Genomic DNA, 17,392 nt, shown 5'->3' with positions numbered 1-17,392 from the left:
TGTGGTTTTGAAGGTACAAACTTGAGAACACGAGACATAATGGATGACATCGGTAGAGATACCGGTGTTTTTGTTTTACTGCCAAAGCTAAAAAGCTGACATAATGATTTTATAACTTTTAAATTTCTTTTTTGTATGAAAAATATTGACAATTTACAAGCATTATGGTATAAATAAAAGTGTTATAAATCCTATAGGGGATTGGTCAAATGGTATGACAGGAGTCTCCAAAACTCTTAGCGGGAGTTCGATTCTCTCATCCCCTGTAAAGAAAGAACCGGGAAACCTTTGTGGCTTCCCGGTTCTTTAGTATCCATATAATAAAATACGGAGGACAAAATGAAGAAATTATTCAATAACAGCAGAGTAAAATTGGCAGCCGCACTTACAGTGACAATTCTGGCAGGGTCTGTCTCTATGCAGGCAGATGCAGAAGATGTATCTGGAGAGAGCTGGGAATTGCTCTATGAGCAGGCTGTAAAGGATGCTATGACTATTGAGCCAGAGGAGATACTTCCTGTATTGGCGATAAATGAAGATGAAGATCAGATTCGCTGGAACGATGAAGGAAAAGTGCTCATGGTTACTCTGCACCGCTATCCTGACAGTTATCCTGCCGGGAATGAGATTACCATGGACTATGGTGATACCTGGGTGACAAGCCTGGCTGAAATGGAGGATTGGTTTACAGAAAACTATAGTGAGGGACAGGACGAAGAAGACTGGACGGCCAGATTTGAAATGCTTCTTGGAATGCCGGCAGATAAGGCCCATACTCATTTTACAGCAATGTGGGTGGATCCAGCTGACATGATCCGGCCTGCATATAACCCTGATGTGACTGATGATGAAGTATTAAGCAATTTTGAGGATCCTCAAAATACAGATAAAGAATATAAAGAGTGGTTTGACGGCAATATTATCTGGTCTTATTTTGACTCACAGTATCCGTGGACAAGACTGGGATATACATATGACTACGCTGACAATGGCACAGAATATGGACTCAGCGAGTTTATAGTGAACCAGGGGGCTTCAGTTGTTGTTGAGTTTACATACACTGTGGATGAGATGGTTGAATATCTCGAAGAAGCTAATTGACAAAAGCAGCCGCTTGTGGTATAAATATCTAGTGGCCGTTTTTAACGGGCACAAACAGATACAGGGGATTGGTCAAATGGTATGACAGGAGTCTCCAAAACTCTTAGCGGGAGTTCGATTCTCTCATCCCCTGTTTTAGCAGACAGCATAAACTGTAAATAAATGGTTTATGCTGTTTTTTTGTAACCTTTTTTGTTTTGGCGGTACTAAATATAGGAGGAGGCTGCTATGGAAGAATTTCAGGAGCTATATCTTAAATATAATGAGCGGATCTATCATTTTCTGCTGAAGTTTACAGGCTATGATCCTGAGCTTGCGGAGGAGCTTACTCAGGAAACATTTTTTCAGGTCTTTTTGTCTCTCAGTAAGTATAAAGGTGATTCCTCTGTCTATACCTGGATCTGTTCAATAGCTAAAAATGTATGCTGTAAATACTACAGAAAGAATCCTGTCTGTGTAGCACTGTCAACTCTGGATAGCAGTGGAAGAGAGCTTATAAATAATTCAGCAGGCATGATAGAGATTATAGAAAATAAGGAACTGTCCTCGGGTATAATTAAGGAAATCATGTCCTTAAAGAAAAAATATAAAGATGTTGTTGTCTACCGGCTGTTTTTTGAATTTTCTTTTCATGAGATTGCAGAGATTCTGGGTATGAAGGAAAGTTCAGTGAAGGTAATATACCACAGAGGGAAAGAACAGGTACGCAAAAAGCTGGAGGTTTTGTATGGCGGGATATACTGAAGGTCAGAATGTAGACGAGATCGCGGAAATGATGAGATATAAAAAGATTGCCGGAAAAATAAGAAAAAGGAGGGCAGCGGCAGTATGCCTTGGGGCGGCAGTGGTCTTTGGCGCAGTATTTTTGGCTAACAGTATCAGGCAGCCAGTAATCGTTGCAGGAGACTGTATGCGGTATACAATAGAAGATGGCAGTCAATGTACAGTGAACAGGCTGGCATATATTTTTGAGAAGCCTATGTATAATGATCTGATTATTTACAAAAGCGGTAAAGAGACTAAGATCTCGCGCATACTTGGATTACCGGGTGACAGGGTAGAGATAAAGGGAGGGAAGATTAGTATAAACGGAAGGCCTGTTGAGGAATACATACAAGTGCCGGGGGAGACAGAGCTTACATTTATTTTGGATGCAGAGCAGTATTATGTGCTGCCTGATGTCCCCGGGGATGTAAGTGAGGGGAGCTGCTGCATCCAGCTTGAACAGATAGTGGGAAGAGTATCAGCAGACCAAAAAGGAGGGGCAGTTGGAAAGTAGTATCATAGAATTAAAGAAAATAACAAAGATCTATAATCAAAATGTACTTTTGAAAGATATAGATCTGTCTATCAGAAAAGGGCAGTCCATATCTTTTATCGGGCATAATGGAATTGGAAAGAGTACACTTCTTAAGATAGTATCAGGTCTTGTCAGACCTGATGCGGGAAAAATCATATGCAGTAAGAAACTGCTGTTTCACTATATTCCTGAACATTTTCCTAAGATGAATATAAGTGCATTCCAGTATATCAGGCATATGGGGAGGATAGACGGAATAGGGCGGGAAGATCTGGAAAAAAGGAGCAGCGAACTCTTTAAAATGTTTTACATGGATGAGATGACAGATATACCAATGAAGCATCTGTCAAAAGGGACTCTCCAGAAGGTGGGAGTGATTCAGGCGCTGCTTACAGAACCTGATGTACTGCTTCTGGACGAGCCTTTGTCCGGCCAGGATACTGATTCTCAGAAGGTATTTATAGATACTATGAACATGCTGAGAAAAAATGGCTGCACTCTTTTCATGTCATGCCATGAAATGAATCTTGTTAACAGCATATCCGATACTGTGTATGAAATCAGAGACAAGCAGCTGCAGAAGACAGATATGTCAAATAATTATATCCGAGAGAATGATGTCCTGTTATTTCAGCCTCCGACCGGAAACGGCAGCCACATAATGGATATACCGGCAGGATTTACAGCAGAAGAAAAGGGGCCGTTTGTAGAGGTAACAGTTCCAGACGGGGAGAGCAGGGAACTAATACTTTTACTGCTCCATAAAGGATGGGAACTGAAGCAGCTGTACCATGAGGGGAAGATAATGTGAAACCAATAATAGAAATAATTAAATATGACTGCAGAGTTTATTTCAGGACCAGCAGGTTTGTTATGCCGCTGGCAGTGCTTATCGTATATCTCTATGGTATGTTCACGATAAAACCGGTAGGGGTAGTGGACAGTTATGCAATGTCGGTTGTAGCCGGATTCTTTGCCATGGTCTGGTTGGGAATGACTTATAATACTCTGGAAGATATGGTCTCAGAACAGATTTTGATACTGAGGATCAAGAGCGATACAAAATATTATATTTCAGATGTGATCTTTCTTACAGTAATCAGCCTGATCATCAGTGCATTGCTGGCAGTTTTTCCTGTGTATCAGGATCTGGTGAATGGGAAAGATCTGTTTTTAAGGCCTCTTGAGGCTATGGATGTAATAAGCGGGTTTGTTTTAATATTTGCTTCATCCTTTGCGGGAGGAGCGGCGGGATCACTGATGCATCAAAGGATCGTGAAGAACAGGAGGATCGCGGTTGTGGCAACAGCATTAATTGCGCTGATAGCCGTAACGAAAGGCGCCATAGGGGAGGAATTCGCGCTGTTTAGCATAGTGGCCTGGCTGTTTCCGCCAATATATGATGTAGTAAAGATTTTCACGAAAGAAGAATTTTTTGAAGTGTTTAAAGTATTGAGAGCGGCATTGATGCTGCTGGTCTATGGAGGCTGTGTCTATACTCTGAAGGTCTGGCTGTTAAAGAAAAAGCGGTTTTAATCTTTTTATTTCCGGTGATATCTGTTATACTTATTTTAGCGTCCGCAGGGGACGAACTATACGTAGACGTGTAAAAGGAACAAGGGAGACAGGGAAATGAGGAATAAGAATTTATTAAAGCAGTTAGGAAAAACCACGCTGGCAATCCTTCTTTCAGCCTGCATGGCCGCAGGTACTCCGGGGGTAGCCATGGCCGCTGAGAGCGGCGGTATGGAAACAGAAGGAACAACTGAAGGTACAGAAGCTACGCAGTCAGAATCAGAAACGTCAGGGCAGGAACTACAGACAGAAGGAGCAACAGAAGAATCAACAGAAAGCTGGACAGAAGATTTGACAGAAGAGCCGGAGAGCGATTTGCAGACAGAGGAAAATCTGAATGTAATGCCTTTAACGGAGATGGCACAGACAGAAAATGAAGCTGCGCCAGGTGATGCGGGCAGAAATGGATATAGCCTGCAGCAGTCCAGAAGTACGGAGACAGAAGACTGGGAGGCAGTAAATAAGGCGGGTACGATTATTGAAAATTCTGTAATCGAAGTGAAATGGGAAGATATCAGAAGCGGGAACAGTTATGATATAAGCAAGCTGGAGGCATCTGTCAAAGAAAAAATTAAAAATTTACCGGGAATGGCAGAGACAGGGGTAGTAATTGATGAAGTTAAGTATACTGATTATAGAGATATGGTGATGCCGGTAGTCGGTACTTTGGATAAACCTGAAGGAATAGACGGAAAGTTTAACGTAGATATTACTATTAAGGCTGGCACACAATTTTCCTATAAAATTAAAAATATTATAGCAAAAACAATTTCTTTTACGGATCCGAAAGATTATAAAGACTTGCAAGATGTAGAAAATCTTAAGCAGATAATTTTGAATGCTGATTTTGATATGATGCAGGAGGATGCTCTTTCTTATGATGCATTTTGGGTGAAATTAGCTGAAATAATAAATAATTTGCCAGGAGTGGCCGAAGCCGGATGGAAGTTTAATCGTGATGATTTTGATGATTCAGCAGAGATTTCATTGGCACATGAAGGAACACTGGAAAATCCGAAAGGAAAAGATGGTGATTTTCATCGTATTTCTCTATATATTAAGCGGGGGAAGGCTAATGCAATGGCGCCCATTTACGGAGATATAATTGCCACCCCATTTGAAAAAACACCTGATGGAAAAATATATAAGCAGCTGCAGGATGCAGTGTCTAAAATCAATTTCACCAGATTTGAATTAGGCCAGGGAAAAGCAGGCACTCAGGATCAGGCTGTTACTGAACTTTTCAGGATGGTAAATTCGCTGCCTGAGTTAGCAGGTCCGGGAATAAATCTTGATATGGGCAGCTTAGCGACAGCAATCAATTATAGTGCAGCAAAACAGGGAACGTCATCAAACCCTGAAGGGACTGACGGATACTTATGGTTCTGGGTAAAAGTTCCTCTGGGCAAATATGAGAATAATGCACTTATCAGTTCTGTGATCAGGGCAGAGAGATATGTAGAAGCAGAAAAACCAGATGAATCAGAAAAGCCGGAAGAATCAGAAAAACCAGTAGATTCCAAGGATAGAGAAGCTGTAGACAAGGTAAAAGAAATCTTAGATAATAAAATATTTACAATAGCCCAGAGTGCTGCACTGACAAAAGATGCAGCAGTTAACGAATTATTTGCCCAGTTAAATTCCCAGGAAGGTATGAACCAGACTGGAATAAAGCTTACTGCCGAAAATATTTATTCATGTCCTGATTTCAGGCTGGCTCAGGCTGGTACAGAAGCAAATCCTGAGGGGACTGATGGCGGTTGTAATATGACATTATATATTACGAAAGGACTTGCCAATACTACAGCGCAGATTACTATGATAATTACAGCCGAAAAGCTGAACGGACAGTGGAAAAGAAATACAAAAGGCTGGTGGTATGAATATAAGGGTGGTGCATACCCGAAGAGTACCTGGGCGCTGATTGAAGGAAAATACTATTATTTCGATGCCAACGGCTACATGAAGACCGGCTGGCAGCAGCTTGGAGGCAAGTGGTATTATTTAAAAAGCAGCGGCGAGATGGCTACTGGCTGGCAGAGGATAAAGGGAACATGGTACTACTTAAAGGACAGCGGAGAAATGGCAGTTGGCTGGCAGCAGGTGGGTAATGAATGGTATTATTTGAAATCCAGCGGGGCAATGGCTACTGGCTGGCAAAACTTAGGCGGCACATGGTATTATCTGAAGTCAAGCGGAGCGATGGCTACAGGCTGGGCAAAAGTTGGAGGAAAATGGTATTATCTGAAGTCAAATGGTGCCATGGCCACCGGCTGGCAGCAGGTGGGTGATGAATGGTATTATTTAAAATCAAGCGGAGTGATGGCCACCGGCTGGCAGCGGCTTGGAGGCAAGTGGTATTATTTGAAATCCAGCGGAGCCATGGCTGTAGGCTGGGCAAAAGTTGGAGGGAAATGGTATTATTTAAAAGAGAGCGGAGCGATGGCTACAGGCTGGCAGCAAGTTGCAGGAGAGTGGTATTATCTGGAACCAAGCGGAGCCATGGCCACAGGATGGAAACTGCTCAATAATAAATGGTATTATTTGAAATCCAGCGGAGCCATGGCTACAGGATGGGTTACCGTAAATGGGAAACAATATTATTTAAATGAAAATGGTGTATGGGTTAAGTAATTATGGATTAATTAGTCATAAGAAAGTTGCCGTGAAGTCTCAGACTGCGGCAGCTTTTTTCGGATTTTTATCTGTAACTGTTGAGCAGGTCTGTATATATACTGCACAGTTACCTTTTTTATGAAACTAAATAAGATTTAAAATATCATTTGCATATGTGCAAAATAAGTTACTATTCACAATAAAAAGGCGGGTCTCACAAGACCCGCCTTAAAAGTCGCCTGGACCACAAACATTTCTGAACGGTTCGAAAGCTACGCAATTTAAAGGAATATTTAACCTATTTTTTCCCATTACGCACACCTCCTTCCAAAGTACTAATCAATTATCTTGATTAATTTTTATAGTGTTATTATAAAACTTCGGAAGGAAAAAGTCAATACCCAGAATAAAATATTTAGATTTAAATAATAATCTGGCAATTCAAGTCTTTTTCAAGGAATGCTTTAATGTATGGAATATTCAGCGGCGTCAGCGGAAGTGTAAATGCTGAGTATCTGCATTTTTGATAATGTTGGCCGTCCAAATAAAAATCATATCCTTTGACACATTTTGGGTTGCAGTCATCAGGATTGATTAAACGTTTGCATACAGATGATTTTGCAATACCGGATTTCATCTTATCTGGGAGTGTATCCAGAAAATCAGAATACTGGGCAAGAAAACGCGGATATATCCGCAGTTTCACCCCGGTTTTTCGGCATATAAAAGTAGCAAGAGTCTTTTTCGGATCTTTGAGAATATAGGAGACAGTATAACCGCTTTTAGCCTCTTTTATATCGCAGATGCAGCCACTTTTTAAGAGATATACATTGATTTCAGAGGCAAAAAGTCTGCTTTCTTCATCAATACTTTCCAGAAATTCATTAAACTTGTGTTCACTCATCATTTTTCCTCATAATGCGCAGCAGGCCTGCAGGCTTGCTGCCCTGCCATATTACTGCGCTGAATCAGATTTTTTTGTTACTGGTATCCAGACTTCAAATTGTGCGTTGCCGGGATCTGGAGTCAGATAGACTTCAATATCAGGCCCGTTAGCATATTCATAACCTGAGGCGGGAAGCCACTCTGTGACGATACGCTGCTCCAGCTCCTGAATTGCCTGAGGGCAGACGCCGCTCCCTGGAAAAATGGCCCATGTGAAGGCAGGGACTACATACTCTTCCAGATTGTCAGAAACGGGTTTTGTACTTGAAGCAGCTAGATAATATCTCCACTGTTCCAAATCATCGCAGGCGCTGACTCCCAGAATTCCCATAGGCTGGCTGTCCATCATCTGGACAAGCAGGGGGATTGTGCCATCAACAGCGGCTTTTTGCCACATCTGAGGTACTACAGCAAAATTTTTTTCAATGTCCTGTTCAAGCGGCTGGCTGACGCCCACAATACGAAATGCTTCTTTTTTTTCAATTCTGTAATTCAATTCTTCCACTCCTTTTATTGTGATTTTAAAACTGAGGGGTGGATAAGACTTCATGGATACACCGCCTTTCTTTACAAGTGAGGGAGCTATCCCATGTACACTCTGAAAAGCGCGGTTGAAGGCTGTGGGGGATGAATACCCATATTTAAGGGCAATATCTATGACTTTGTCATCTGCGGCCTGTAAGTCAACTGCGGCCAGGGACATACGCCTGCGGCGTATATACTCTGAAAGAGGGACATTTGCCATGTATGCAAACATGCGCTGAAAATGATAAGAAGAGCAGCAGGCCACCTTTGCCAGCTGTTCATAATCAATTTCCTCAGTAATATGTTCCTCGATATAATTTATTGCTTTATTAAGACGTTCTATCCATTCCATTTTATCTGCTCCTTGTGATGTATTTTATCTTAACTTATATTCTCATTATCCACCTCTCTTTTTATGCACAAAAAAGAGAGATGAAAGACCAGAATAATAACCTGCACATTTTATTATAGAGCAACAAGAAGCATTGTACAACCTCTCCCAATATTTGGTCTTTTATCCGAAATATTATTAGTTTTTGTCAGATATAATATTTATAAAAAAATCTTGCATTTATAAGTACATGGTGATAATATATATGTGTACATCTTAATTCTATGTGTGATGTGACGTCACATATCTGAAATCTAAATTTTCCAATAAAATGAAACCAACTACATAGAAGAATATGTCAAGTGCCAGGCGGGACGTCTTATTTTTGTACCCGAAATTATCGCTTAGACGGTAAGATATGATAAGTAGCCTGTTCCCGCCATTAAATAATAACAAATTGAAGGAGTCATTATGCAAAAAAAGAAAAAATGGATAAAATTAATGATCGTTTTTTGTATGGCAGTTTTTTTCAGCATACTGTGGCTGCCGCCATGGATGGATGATACTGTTATAACAGCCGTCCGGGAGAAGAATATTTCACCGGAAGAAGCAGCTTCACAAGCGGAAAATTTTACCGGGGATAATAGTAATACTGCCGTAAGGAAGAAAATCCAGCCGGCAACAAAGAATATTCAGCAGAAGGAAGCTGAGCAGTCCCATACGGGGAAATTACTGCAGACAGTGGCGGAATCCATGGCAGATAATGTGCAGCAGCAGGATATTCTGTTTTTGACAGGAGAAATACTGGAGACGGAGATGAAGCTGTCCCAGGGAGGTACAGAAGGCCGAGTCCAGACAGAGACAGTCAGCCAGTCCCCGCCGGAGCAGGCAGATCAGCCTCATGGAGGTACAGAAGGCCAATCCCAGCCGGAGCAGGAAGACCATTCCCAGGGAGGTACAGAAGGCCAGCTCCAACAGGAGCAAGCAGACCATCCCCGGCCGGAACAAGAAAATCAGCCCCAGGAAGACACAGAAGGCCAGCCCCGGCCAGAGCCAGAGACACAAACCCAGCCGGGAGCAGAAAATCAGCCTCAGCCAGAATCAGCTGTGCAGGATCAGCCAGAGCAGGAAGAAGAGAATATTACTGAAGACAGCCAGACAGAAGCAGATCCTCAGGCCGATGAGAAGCCGGATCAGAATATGGAAGAAACGGAGCCTGAGACAAGTGATGAAGTAAAAGTCATTGGAGGCGGACTTGGAAAAGAGGAGGTAATTCCCGGAGGTTCATACACAAAGCGCAGTCTTATGAGGTCAAACGGCAGCATAGTGGTGCTGGATGGAGGAGATTATAGCAGCAGCGGTCTGAAACAGCACCTGAAATATATTAAAAGCGATGAGAGCGATCCTGACAGCGGAACGGGAAAGTGGCGGATGGTTTACTGTCTGGATGATACCTTGCCCACACCCAACGGAGAGATATCCTGGGATACTGCCGGGAGAATGAGAAAAGAGATCGTTTATTGTACAGCTTACGGTGTGCGTTATTGGGGAGAGGAGGCGGCATGGCCGGCTTACCGCACAGGTCTTGGATGGAAGGCAGATTATGTGGCTACCAGCTATGCTATCCATATTTTCAACGGAGAATACACACTGGAGGAAATAAAGGAGAAGGCAGAAGGAGGCATGTATACTGCAATTGAACGTATGGTTACTGCGGCCCGGAAGGACTCAAATTATTCGGAATTTGACAGTGCGGAAATGAGAGAATTTAAGCCGTCAGGACTTAGCTACAGCATAAATCCGGAGACACAGGGGGAGTGGACGCCCTGTGTGGAAAATGGAACAGAAGGCTACCGTACAAAGCAGCTGTATATCCCAACTACAGGTGAAGCAAGAAATGTCAGCAGTGTGAATATAGAATTTGCAGGAGAATCACATGGGGCAAGTATCGTCAAGGCTGCCAATGACAGCCTGCAGGTAGGGGCAGATTCAAATGCTGCTGCATTTTACTTATTTATGCCCAAAGATGCATATCTCCGGGAGGCAGCGAGCGGAGGATGCACCATAAATGTGCAGGTTAGCGGAAAGCAGGCAGTTTATTACAGTAACTGGGTGTATGATCCGCCTGTTGAAGGATTTCAGCGGGTAACATTTCTGGAAGCCAGTTATGGCGGGGCGCAGGTAATTGGTAATGCAGGAGCAGATATTCCTGTTTTATCAGGCAGGGTCCAGGTAAATAAAACTGACAGAGATACAGGGGGAGGTATTTCAGATGCTGAATTCATCTTGTATGAATGGAGCAATTCCAGGCAGGAATGGAAGCAGCACAGTGTTTTATCATACATAAACCAGAGCGGAAAATATATTTCGGATACACTTACCGGTACTGCGGATAATGCGGGCAGATTTAAGGTGGAGGAGTCTAAATCCGGAAGAGGCTATCTAAATGAGCATTGGAGCCAGGAATTTAATCTTTCAGACAGTGTTGAGGGATTTGTAAGCTTTAATGTGACAAATCAGCACTACAAAGGGAATCTGATAATATCAAAAAAGGACAGCAGGACAGGGGGAAGTCTTGAAGGGGCTGTATTTACACTATCGGAGTGGAATAACGGACAGGGAAAATTTGCAGAAATTGGAACACTCCTGTATGACGGAGAAAAGAAAGTATATACAGCAGAAGGGATACACTATAAGGCGTCTAACGGAGGACGGTTTAAAGTAGAAGAGACAGGTGCTCCCAGGGGGTATAAGAATGATCGATGGTCTGCAGAATTCTTCCTGGATCTGTCATCAGAAAATGCCTCCCAGGATTTTTCATATGAGGTGAAGAATGATATATATGAGGGAAGCATTTATATATCGAAAAAAGACAGTGAGACAGGCGGGCTGCTTCAGGGGGCTGTATTTACTGTGTATGAATGGAACAGCAGCTTTGGCAGATATGATGCTCTGGGAAGCCTGGAGTATGATCGGGACAGTGGGTATTATAAAAAAGAAGGAATTCTTTATAAAAGTTCAAATGAGGGTAAATTTAAAGTTGAAGAGACCAGCCCTCCAAAAGGATACGTAAAAAGCAGCTGGGCTGCAGAATTTTCTCTGGATCTGTCATCGGGAACATCTTCCCAGAAATTTTCCTACAATGTAAAAAATGAAGTGTATAAGGGCAGCATTGTCATAGAAAAAACAGACAGTGAGGACGGAACAGATTTGACTGGAGCGGAGTTTACCTTATACGAATGGAATAAAGAAAAAAACTCTTATGAGAAATATGGACTCCTTGAATATGACGCCGCTGCTAAGAGATATAAAAAGCTGGGGATGAGATGGACTGCGTCTAACGAAGGCAGATTTAAAGCAGTAGAGACAAAGGCTCCCAAGGGGTATGTAAATGGGGGATGGAATCAGGAATTTACTATTTCTGTCACGGGAAATACTGTCACCCAGACATTTTCCTATAAAGTGGAGAACGTCAGGCAGAAAGGAATTATCCGTTTACAGAAAAAGGATGGTGAATCTGATGGCGCTGCTCAGGGACAGGCTTCTTTAGAAGGGGCAATTTATCAAATATATAAAAAAGACAGCTACACGGCGGGCGATCATGAAGGTTCTGCATCCTATGCAGGAAAAATCATAACGGATAAAGTAGGACGCGGCAGTTCAGAGGAACTTGAGCTGGGAGACTATTACGTGATAGAAAAAACAGCATCGGAAGGCTTTCTTGTAGACGGACATGCATATACAGTACAGCTGAAAGAGCAGAATCAGAGTGAGAGGGTGTTTTATGCAGATCTGGGTGTAGCTGAACAGATAATAAGAGGTGATATTCTGATCTATAAATTCGGGGAGGCACAGGATCAGGAGCAGGAGATACAGAAGCCTCTGGAAGGCATAGAATTTAAAATCACTTCCCAGTCTACAGGCAGATCAGTGACGATCAGGACAGACAAGTGGGGAAAAGCAGAGACGAAGGGAACAGATGGAAAGGGTGCCCTGGTTTATGACACATATCTTATAGAAGAGATGAATACACCTGAGGGCTTTAAGGCCATTGAACCTTTTAAGGTAAAAGTGGAGGAAGAGAACAGGCTGTATACTTATGTTATTGAAAATAAAAGAATTCTGGGAGCTGTCCAGATTGTGAAAAAAGACATGGAATCTGGAAGGATCATCCCTGTTGCAGGGGCGGAATTCAAGATATTTGATTCCGAAGGAAAGCAGGTTGTAATGAAGCTGCATTATCCTAATGAACAGGTTCTGGATACATTTGTGACGGATGAGAACGGCCAGGTACTCCTTCCTGAAAAACTGACGGCCGGAAAATATACTCTGGCAGAGATCAATGCACCAGAAGGATATCTGCTGAACGGAGAGGAAATATCATTTCTTGTTGAAGAAGGAGGGCTGTATGAGAAGCCCATCACCGTTGCTTTCTTTGATATGCCGGCAAAGGGACGGATAGTGATAAACAAGACAGGGAAAAATACAGGTTTTCCCATCGAAGGAGTGACATTTAACATCTATGCAGCAGAGGATATCTTTACGCCGGACGGAACACTGAGACTTTCCAAAGGGATTTTGGCAGATACCATGATTACAGATGAGAAAGGACGTGCTTTTGGAAAAGAACTGTATCTGGGCACATATGAAATTGTGGAGACGCAGTCTGCGGAAGGCTATCTGCCCTGTGATGACCCCCATGAGGTGAAGCTGGAGTATACCGGACAGGAGATGGAAGTGACCCAGAGTAACGTACAGATTCAAAATGAGGAGATAGATGCCCGCGTAAAAATTGCCAAGCTTGCTGACAGGACAGAGGGAGCCAGTCTGAAGGATGGAAGATATGAGGGGAATAAAGAGGCCGGAACATATCAGGGTGCGGAGACTGTGAATTATACAATTACAATTACGAATTCAGGAAATATCAGTGTATCAGACCTGGAAATAGAAGATGAGCCAAGTGATGAGCTACTTCCTTATATAGAGGAGGAGAGTGCCGGATTTGCAGTCAGAAAAGGACAGGTTTTATATACAAAAGGAGGAGACAAGGTTGTGGTAAGACATGTGGAAAAAAATAAAATATCAATAGACAGGCTGGAGCCGGGGGACAGTGTGGAGGTCCACTTTGTCTTCAGGCTGAAGGATGAGACAGATAAACGGCAGGAGCTTGACAACCTTTCCAGAGTATTTGGAAAATATGATGATCACGGGGTGGAAAAGCAGGTTCCCGAGGATGAGGACGACTGGGATAATGACAAAATAAATCTGGATATACCTGAAACGGAACCAGAGACAGAGCCTGAAACTGAGACAGCGACGGAGACGGAAACGGAACCGGCAACAGAAACAGAGCAGGAGACGGAACCTATAACAGAGCCAGTGACAGAGCCAGAGCCGGAAACTGAAATGGAATCCGAACAAGAGCCGGAGACGGAACAGGAAACCAGACAGACAACAGAACAAGAGACAGAACCCAAGCCGGAGACAGAACCCGGGCCAGAGACAGAACCGGAGACTCAGCCCCTCACAGAGCCGCAGACAAGGCCGGAGCCGCAGGAGACAGAGACAAAGGTGCAGTCAACAGAATCAGAGACAGATCCCCCCGCAGCAGAGAGCGAGAAGGAGACGGAAAAGAAGGAGACAGAAATGCCGCCCGGAACGCCGCCAAAAACAGGAGGAACTATATCATCACCTGTAAAGACAAATGATTCTGCAGCAGGCCAGGCATTAAAAATGATATTTCTGCTTAGTATATCCTTAGCAGGCATCTGCTTTATTTTGTGGAGGAGACTGCAGAAGAAACGGGAAAGAAAACGCAGGAAACAGTAGACGCTATTAGCAGCAGCTATTATCTTATACAAAAAGAGGACTCCTCCAGATCAGGCAGATGGAGAAGTCCTCGCTGAGATAAGTTCAGGCCCTGTTCTTTTCGTAGATATAGTTCAGTCCCTTTAAAAGAAGGGCATCATCAAGAATGATTTCTGCCTCGCACAGGGGGACGATTGTTTTTGCAAGTCCTCCGGTGGCAACGACAGTGGCCTTCTGCCCCAGATCCTTCTGGATCCTTGAGACCATGCCGTCGATACAGGCGGCATTACCATGGACTATTCCGCTTTTCATACAGTCTATGGTGTTGGTGCCAATAAGCTTTTTGGGCGGTTCGAGGCTTATTTTAGGAAGCTGTGAAGTGCGCTGTGTAAGTGTATCCGAGGATACACGGATACCGGGCATTATCATGCCTCCTATGTAATTTTTATTTTTATCAACGATAGAGATCGTGGTGGCAGTACCCATATCGATAATGATAAGAGGTACAGGATATTCATGGATTCCGGCCACTGCATTGGCGACAAGGTCACTGCCTAACTGAGCAGGATTGTCCATCAGTATATTAAGTCCCGTCTTTACTCCGGGTCCGATGATCATTACTTTCTTACCGGTTATTTTAATGACAGAATCCCGGATAATGTTTGTAATAGGAGGGACAACAGATGAAATGATGGAACCGTTTAACTCTTCAGGATTAATATGGTAGAGTTCCAGAACATTTTTAAAGCTGATTGCATATTCCAGCTCTGTTTTTGTCGCGTCGGTAGACAGACGTTCAACGAAAAGCGTTTTTTCATTGCTGATACATCCTATTACTATATTAGTGTTTCCAATGTCAATTGCCAGAATCATATTATTTTCCTCCAGATTTATATACGGGCAGCAGATCAGTGCACAGCGTATTTTGTTTTTAATAATATACGGCCGATCAGCGCAGTGAGGACAGCGGCTACAATTGCTTCAGGTACGCCGTTGATTCCGATGATGGTAAGAATAAAAGAATAGACTGCACCGGAGGCCACATTGTTCGCAGATGCATATGCATCCTTAAAAAATATGAAGATGAGATTCATAACGAGCAGCGTATTTGTTAATGCTCCGGCCAGGCCGGCAGCTCCAAGTGCTGCAGTCATCTGAGACTTGCCGTCTTTCAATATTCTGCGGAGGCCGTGATATACATAGTATGGCACCACTCCTACTAAAATTCGCGGGATAAAACAGATGATTATGCTTCCTACTCCGCCATGTATTTCTCCCAATTCATAAAACGGTGAGAATACGAATGATGTTGCGGTAGGGTTTATAGTGTTGTTGATCAGACTTGTCAGGCCGAATATGAAACCAAGTACGGCTCCCTGTTTCGGTCCCAGCATGAGACAGCCTATGATGACAGGTATGTGGATAATCGTCGCCCTGGTAAAGCCCAGAGGGATATACCCCAAGAATGGTGTGAAGGCCAGGATGATGATCAGTGCTGCGAAAAGTGCAACCTGTACCATGCCCAGAGTCTTCGGTTTTTGGACACTTGCTTTTGCGTTATTCATTTTTTTCCTCCTTGTTATTATTCCCTTATGGGATACAATACAATTACGGGGCTAGTATAGCACAAAGTACTTCTCAAGACAAGATTTGTATGTTAAAATGTCCATAGTTTGAATAGTGTTATAAGAAAGGATGCGTAGAGATGTTACAAGGAAAAACGGTTATTCTGGGAGTGTCCGGGAGTATCGCCGCTTATAAGACAGCAAATCTTGCCAGCATGCTGGTGAAGTTAAAATGTGATGTTCATGTCATTATGACAAAAAACGCCACTAATTTTATACACCCTATTACATTTGAGACTCTTACCGGAAATAAATGTCTCGTTGACACCTTTGACAGGAATTTTCAGTACAGTGTAGAGCATGTGGCCCTGGCTAAGAGGGCCGATGTAGTTATGATAGCGCCTGCCACTGCAAATGTCATTGCAAAGCTGACATATGGGCTTGCAGATGATATGCTTACAACAACAGTGCTGGCATGTACGTGCAAGAAAATCGTAGCTCCTGCTATGAATACAAGGATGTACCAGAATAAGATCGTACAGGAAAATTTAAAGAAGCTGGCAAGCAATGATTTCGAGGTGATAGCTCCTGCTGTGGGAATGCTGGCCTGCAAAGATATCGGGGAGGGGAAACTGCCTGATGAAAAGCTTCTGCTGGAATATATATTAAAAGAGATATCATGTGAAAAGGACATGGAAGGGATGAAGGTCCTGGTAACGGCCGGGCCCACTATGGAGGCCGTAGATCCGGTGCGGTATATCACGAATCATTCGACAGGAAAAATGGGATATGCCATAGCAAGGGTATGCATGCTCAGGGGAGCAGACGTGACCCTTATCACAGGGCACACAACCATACCCAAGCCGTCATTTGTAAATATAATCGAGGTGACTAGCGCCAGGGAAATGTATGAGACTGTGAGGGAGCATTATGGGGACAAGCAGATCATTGTAAAGGCTGCTGCAGTGGCAGATTACAGACCTCAATCCATCAGTACTGAAAAAGTAAAAAAGACAGACGGCAATATGGTTCTGGAACTGGAAAAGACGGATGATATCCTGAAGTTTCTGGGAGAAAACAGAGTAAAAGGCCAGTTCCTCTGCGGATTTTCCATGGAGACCCAGAATATGCTTGAAAATTCAAGGGCCAAGCTTCGCAAAAAGAATCTGGATATGATAGTGGCAAATAATCTCAGGCAGGAAGGCGCTGGCTTTGGGACGGATACAAATATTGTGACGATCATAACAGAGAAAGAAGAGATCAGTCTGGACAAGATGAGCAAAGAAGAAGCGGCCGGGCGCATCATGGATGAGATCCTTCGTCTTATGCAGGAGGGAACATATGCAGGAGTATGAGGCAGTCTGGGAAATTTTTAATCAATGTGCAAACAATCAGATGAGGGATGTTTTTATCGATGAGGTAAAGACAGATGATCCGGAATTATTTATAAAAGACAAGTTTAAGGGCAGAGATGTAAGCTATGAGAAAACTGTTTTGGAAGACGGAACAGTTATATTTGATATACTTGCCTCGGGCCTTAAACAGAAATATACGTTTACAAGGATATAAAGGCTGCGGATGCATGCATATGCGTGTGTCCGCTTTGCCATATGCATAAGGAGATTA

At 43.1% G+C, this 17,392-nt stretch carries 13 protein-coding genes and 2 tRNA genes; 11 read left to right on the top strand and 4 right to left on the bottom strand.

Going from position 1 to position 17,392, the window contains the following annotated elements; all coding sequences use genetic code 11:
• The first annotated feature begins 195 nt into the window (after positions 1-195).
• From NSB28_RS14380 to NSB28_RS24725, 8 genes are all read left to right on the top strand, one after another.
• Positions 196-266: transfer RNA gene (locus NSB28_RS14380), tRNA-Trp, on the top strand.
• 73 nt (positions 267-339) lie between these two features.
• On the top strand, positions 340-1,101 hold the full coding sequence (locus NSB28_RS14375; protein WP_109747320.1) for a hypothetical protein: 762 nt from the start codon (positions 340-342) through the stop codon (positions 1,099-1,101).
• A gap of 62 nt (positions 1,102-1,163) precedes the next feature.
• Positions 1,164-1,234, top strand: a tRNA-Trp gene (locus NSB28_RS14370).
• A 95-nt stretch (positions 1,235-1,329) separates the two neighbouring features.
• Entirely contained in the window at positions 1,330-1,845 is a 516-nt protein-coding gene (locus tag NSB28_RS14365; RefSeq protein ID WP_109747321.1) for an RNA polymerase sigma factor, read from the top strand.
• Positions 1,829-2,380 carry a signal peptidase I gene (lepB, locus tag NSB28_RS14360; protein WP_109747322.1) on the top strand — a complete coding sequence of 184 codons (552 nt, stop codon included), beginning with the start codon at positions 1,829-1,831 and terminating at the stop codon, positions 2,378-2,380. Before NSB28_RS14365 ends, lepB begins: the two co-directional genes overlap by 17 nt.
• Entirely contained in the window at positions 2,370-3,212 is an 843-nt protein-coding gene (locus NSB28_RS14355) for an ATP-binding cassette domain-containing protein (RefSeq protein WP_257497818.1), read from the top strand. Before lepB ends, NSB28_RS14355 begins: the two co-directional genes overlap by 11 nt.
• Positions 3,209-3,937: a hypothetical protein gene (locus NSB28_RS14350; protein WP_109747323.1), complete on the top strand. Its 729-nt coding sequence runs from the start codon at positions 3,209-3,211 to the stop codon at positions 3,935-3,937. Before NSB28_RS14355 ends, NSB28_RS14350 begins: the two co-directional genes overlap by 4 nt.
• 96 nt (positions 3,938-4,033) lie before the next feature.
• Positions 4,034-6,610, top strand: a complete 2,577-nt coding sequence (locus tag NSB28_RS24725) for an N-acetylmuramoyl-L-alanine amidase family protein (protein WP_109747324.1) — start codon at positions 4,034-4,036, stop codon at positions 6,608-6,610.
• Positions 6,611-7,013: 403 nt separating this feature from the next.
• Here the strand turns inward: NSB28_RS24725 and NSB28_RS14335 are convergent, their stop codons facing one another.
• Positions 7,014-7,499 (bottom strand): hypothetical protein, encoded by a 486-nt coding sequence (locus tag NSB28_RS14335; RefSeq protein ID WP_306812197.1) that lies wholly within the window; start codon positions 7,497-7,499, stop codon positions 7,014-7,016.
• A gap of 48 nt (positions 7,500-7,547) precedes the next feature.
• A complete protein-coding gene (locus NSB28_RS14330; protein ID WP_109747326.1) occupies positions 7,548-8,414 on the bottom strand; it encodes an AraC family transcriptional regulator in 867 nt (288 codons plus the stop codon).
• 450 nt (positions 8,415-8,864) lie between these two features.
• Here NSB28_RS14330 and NSB28_RS14325 point away from each other — a divergent pair, with 450 nt between their 5' ends.
• The gene (locus NSB28_RS14325; RefSeq protein WP_109747327.1) at positions 8,865-14,222 is read left to right on the top strand and encodes a SpaA isopeptide-forming pilin-related protein; all 5,358 of its coding nucleotides are present in this window, start codon (positions 8,865-8,867) and stop codon (positions 14,220-14,222) included.
• Between the two features lie 84 nt (positions 14,223-14,306).
• Here the strand turns inward: NSB28_RS14325 and NSB28_RS14320 are convergent, their stop codons facing one another.
• Both NSB28_RS14320 and NSB28_RS14315 read right to left on the bottom strand, forming a co-directional pair.
• Complete coding sequence (locus NSB28_RS14320; RefSeq protein ID WP_109747328.1) at positions 14,307-15,074, bottom strand: type III pantothenate kinase; 768 nt, start codon at positions 15,072-15,074, stop codon at positions 14,307-14,309.
• 35 nt (positions 15,075-15,109) lie between these two features.
• The gene (locus NSB28_RS14315) at positions 15,110-15,766 is read right to left on the bottom strand and encodes an ECF transporter S component (RefSeq protein ID WP_257497819.1); all 657 of its coding nucleotides are present in this window, start codon (positions 15,764-15,766) and stop codon (positions 15,110-15,112) included.
• 140 nt (positions 15,767-15,906) lie between these two features.
• Between NSB28_RS14315 and coaBC the strand changes: the two genes are divergently transcribed.
• Positions 15,907-17,121 carry a bifunctional phosphopantothenoylcysteine decarboxylase/phosphopantothenate--cysteine ligase CoaBC gene (gene coaBC, locus NSB28_RS14310; protein ID WP_109747329.1) on the top strand — a complete coding sequence of 405 codons (1,215 nt, stop codon included), beginning with the start codon at positions 15,907-15,909 and terminating at the stop codon, positions 17,119-17,121.
• Entirely contained in the window at positions 17,108-17,335 is a 228-nt protein-coding gene (locus NSB28_RS14305) for a hypothetical protein (RefSeq protein ID WP_109747330.1), read from the top strand. Before coaBC ends, NSB28_RS14305 begins: the two co-directional genes overlap by 14 nt.
• Positions 17,336-17,392 lie beyond the last annotated feature (57 nt).

This window comes from Murimonas intestini, assembly GCF_024622195.1.
In the GTDB taxonomy this organism is placed as follows: domain Bacteria; phylum Bacillota; class Clostridia; order Lachnospirales; family Lachnospiraceae; genus Murimonas; species Murimonas intestini.
Note: the sequence above shows the minus strand (reverse complement) of the source record. Positions and strands in the feature narration are given on the sequence as shown.

Excerpts from the sequence above, each read along its gene's own strand:
- NSB28_RS14375 (WP_109747320.1), top strand. The coding sequence starts at position 340 with ATGAAGAAATTATTCAATAACAGCAGAGTAAAATTGGCAGCCGCACTT.
- NSB28_RS14365 (WP_109747321.1), top strand. The coding sequence starts at position 1,330 with ATGGAAGAATTTCAGGAGCTATATCTTAAATATAATGAGCGGATCTAT.
- lepB (WP_109747322.1), top strand. The coding sequence starts at position 1,829 with ATGGCGGGATATACTGAAGGTCAGAATGTAGACGAGATCGCGGAAATG.
- NSB28_RS24725 (WP_109747324.1), top strand. The coding sequence starts at position 4,034 with ATGAGGAATAAGAATTTATTAAAGCAGTTAGGAAAAACCACGCTGGCA.
- NSB28_RS14335 (WP_306812197.1), bottom strand. The coding sequence starts at position 7,499 with ATGATGAGTGAACACAAGTTTAATGAATTTCTGGAAAGTATTGATGAA.
- NSB28_RS14330 (WP_109747326.1), bottom strand. The coding sequence starts at position 8,414 with ATGGAATGGATAGAACGTCTTAATAAAGCAATAAATTATATCGAGGAA.
- NSB28_RS14325 (WP_109747327.1), top strand. The coding sequence starts at position 8,865 with ATGCAAAAAAAGAAAAAATGGATAAAATTAATGATCGTTTTTTGTATG.
- NSB28_RS14320 (WP_109747328.1), bottom strand. The coding sequence starts at position 15,074 with ATGATTCTGGCAATTGACATTGGAAACACTAATATAGTAATAGGATGT.
- NSB28_RS14315 (WP_257497819.1), bottom strand. The coding sequence starts at position 15,766 with ATGAATAACGCAAAAGCAAGTGTCCAAAAACCGAAGACTCTGGGCATG.
- coaBC (WP_109747329.1), top strand. The coding sequence starts at position 15,907 with ATGTTACAAGGAAAAACGGTTATTCTGGGAGTGTCCGGGAGTATCGCC.
- NSB28_RS14305 (WP_109747330.1), top strand. The coding sequence starts at position 17,108 with ATGCAGGAGTATGAGGCAGTCTGGGAAATTTTTAATCAATGTGCAAAC.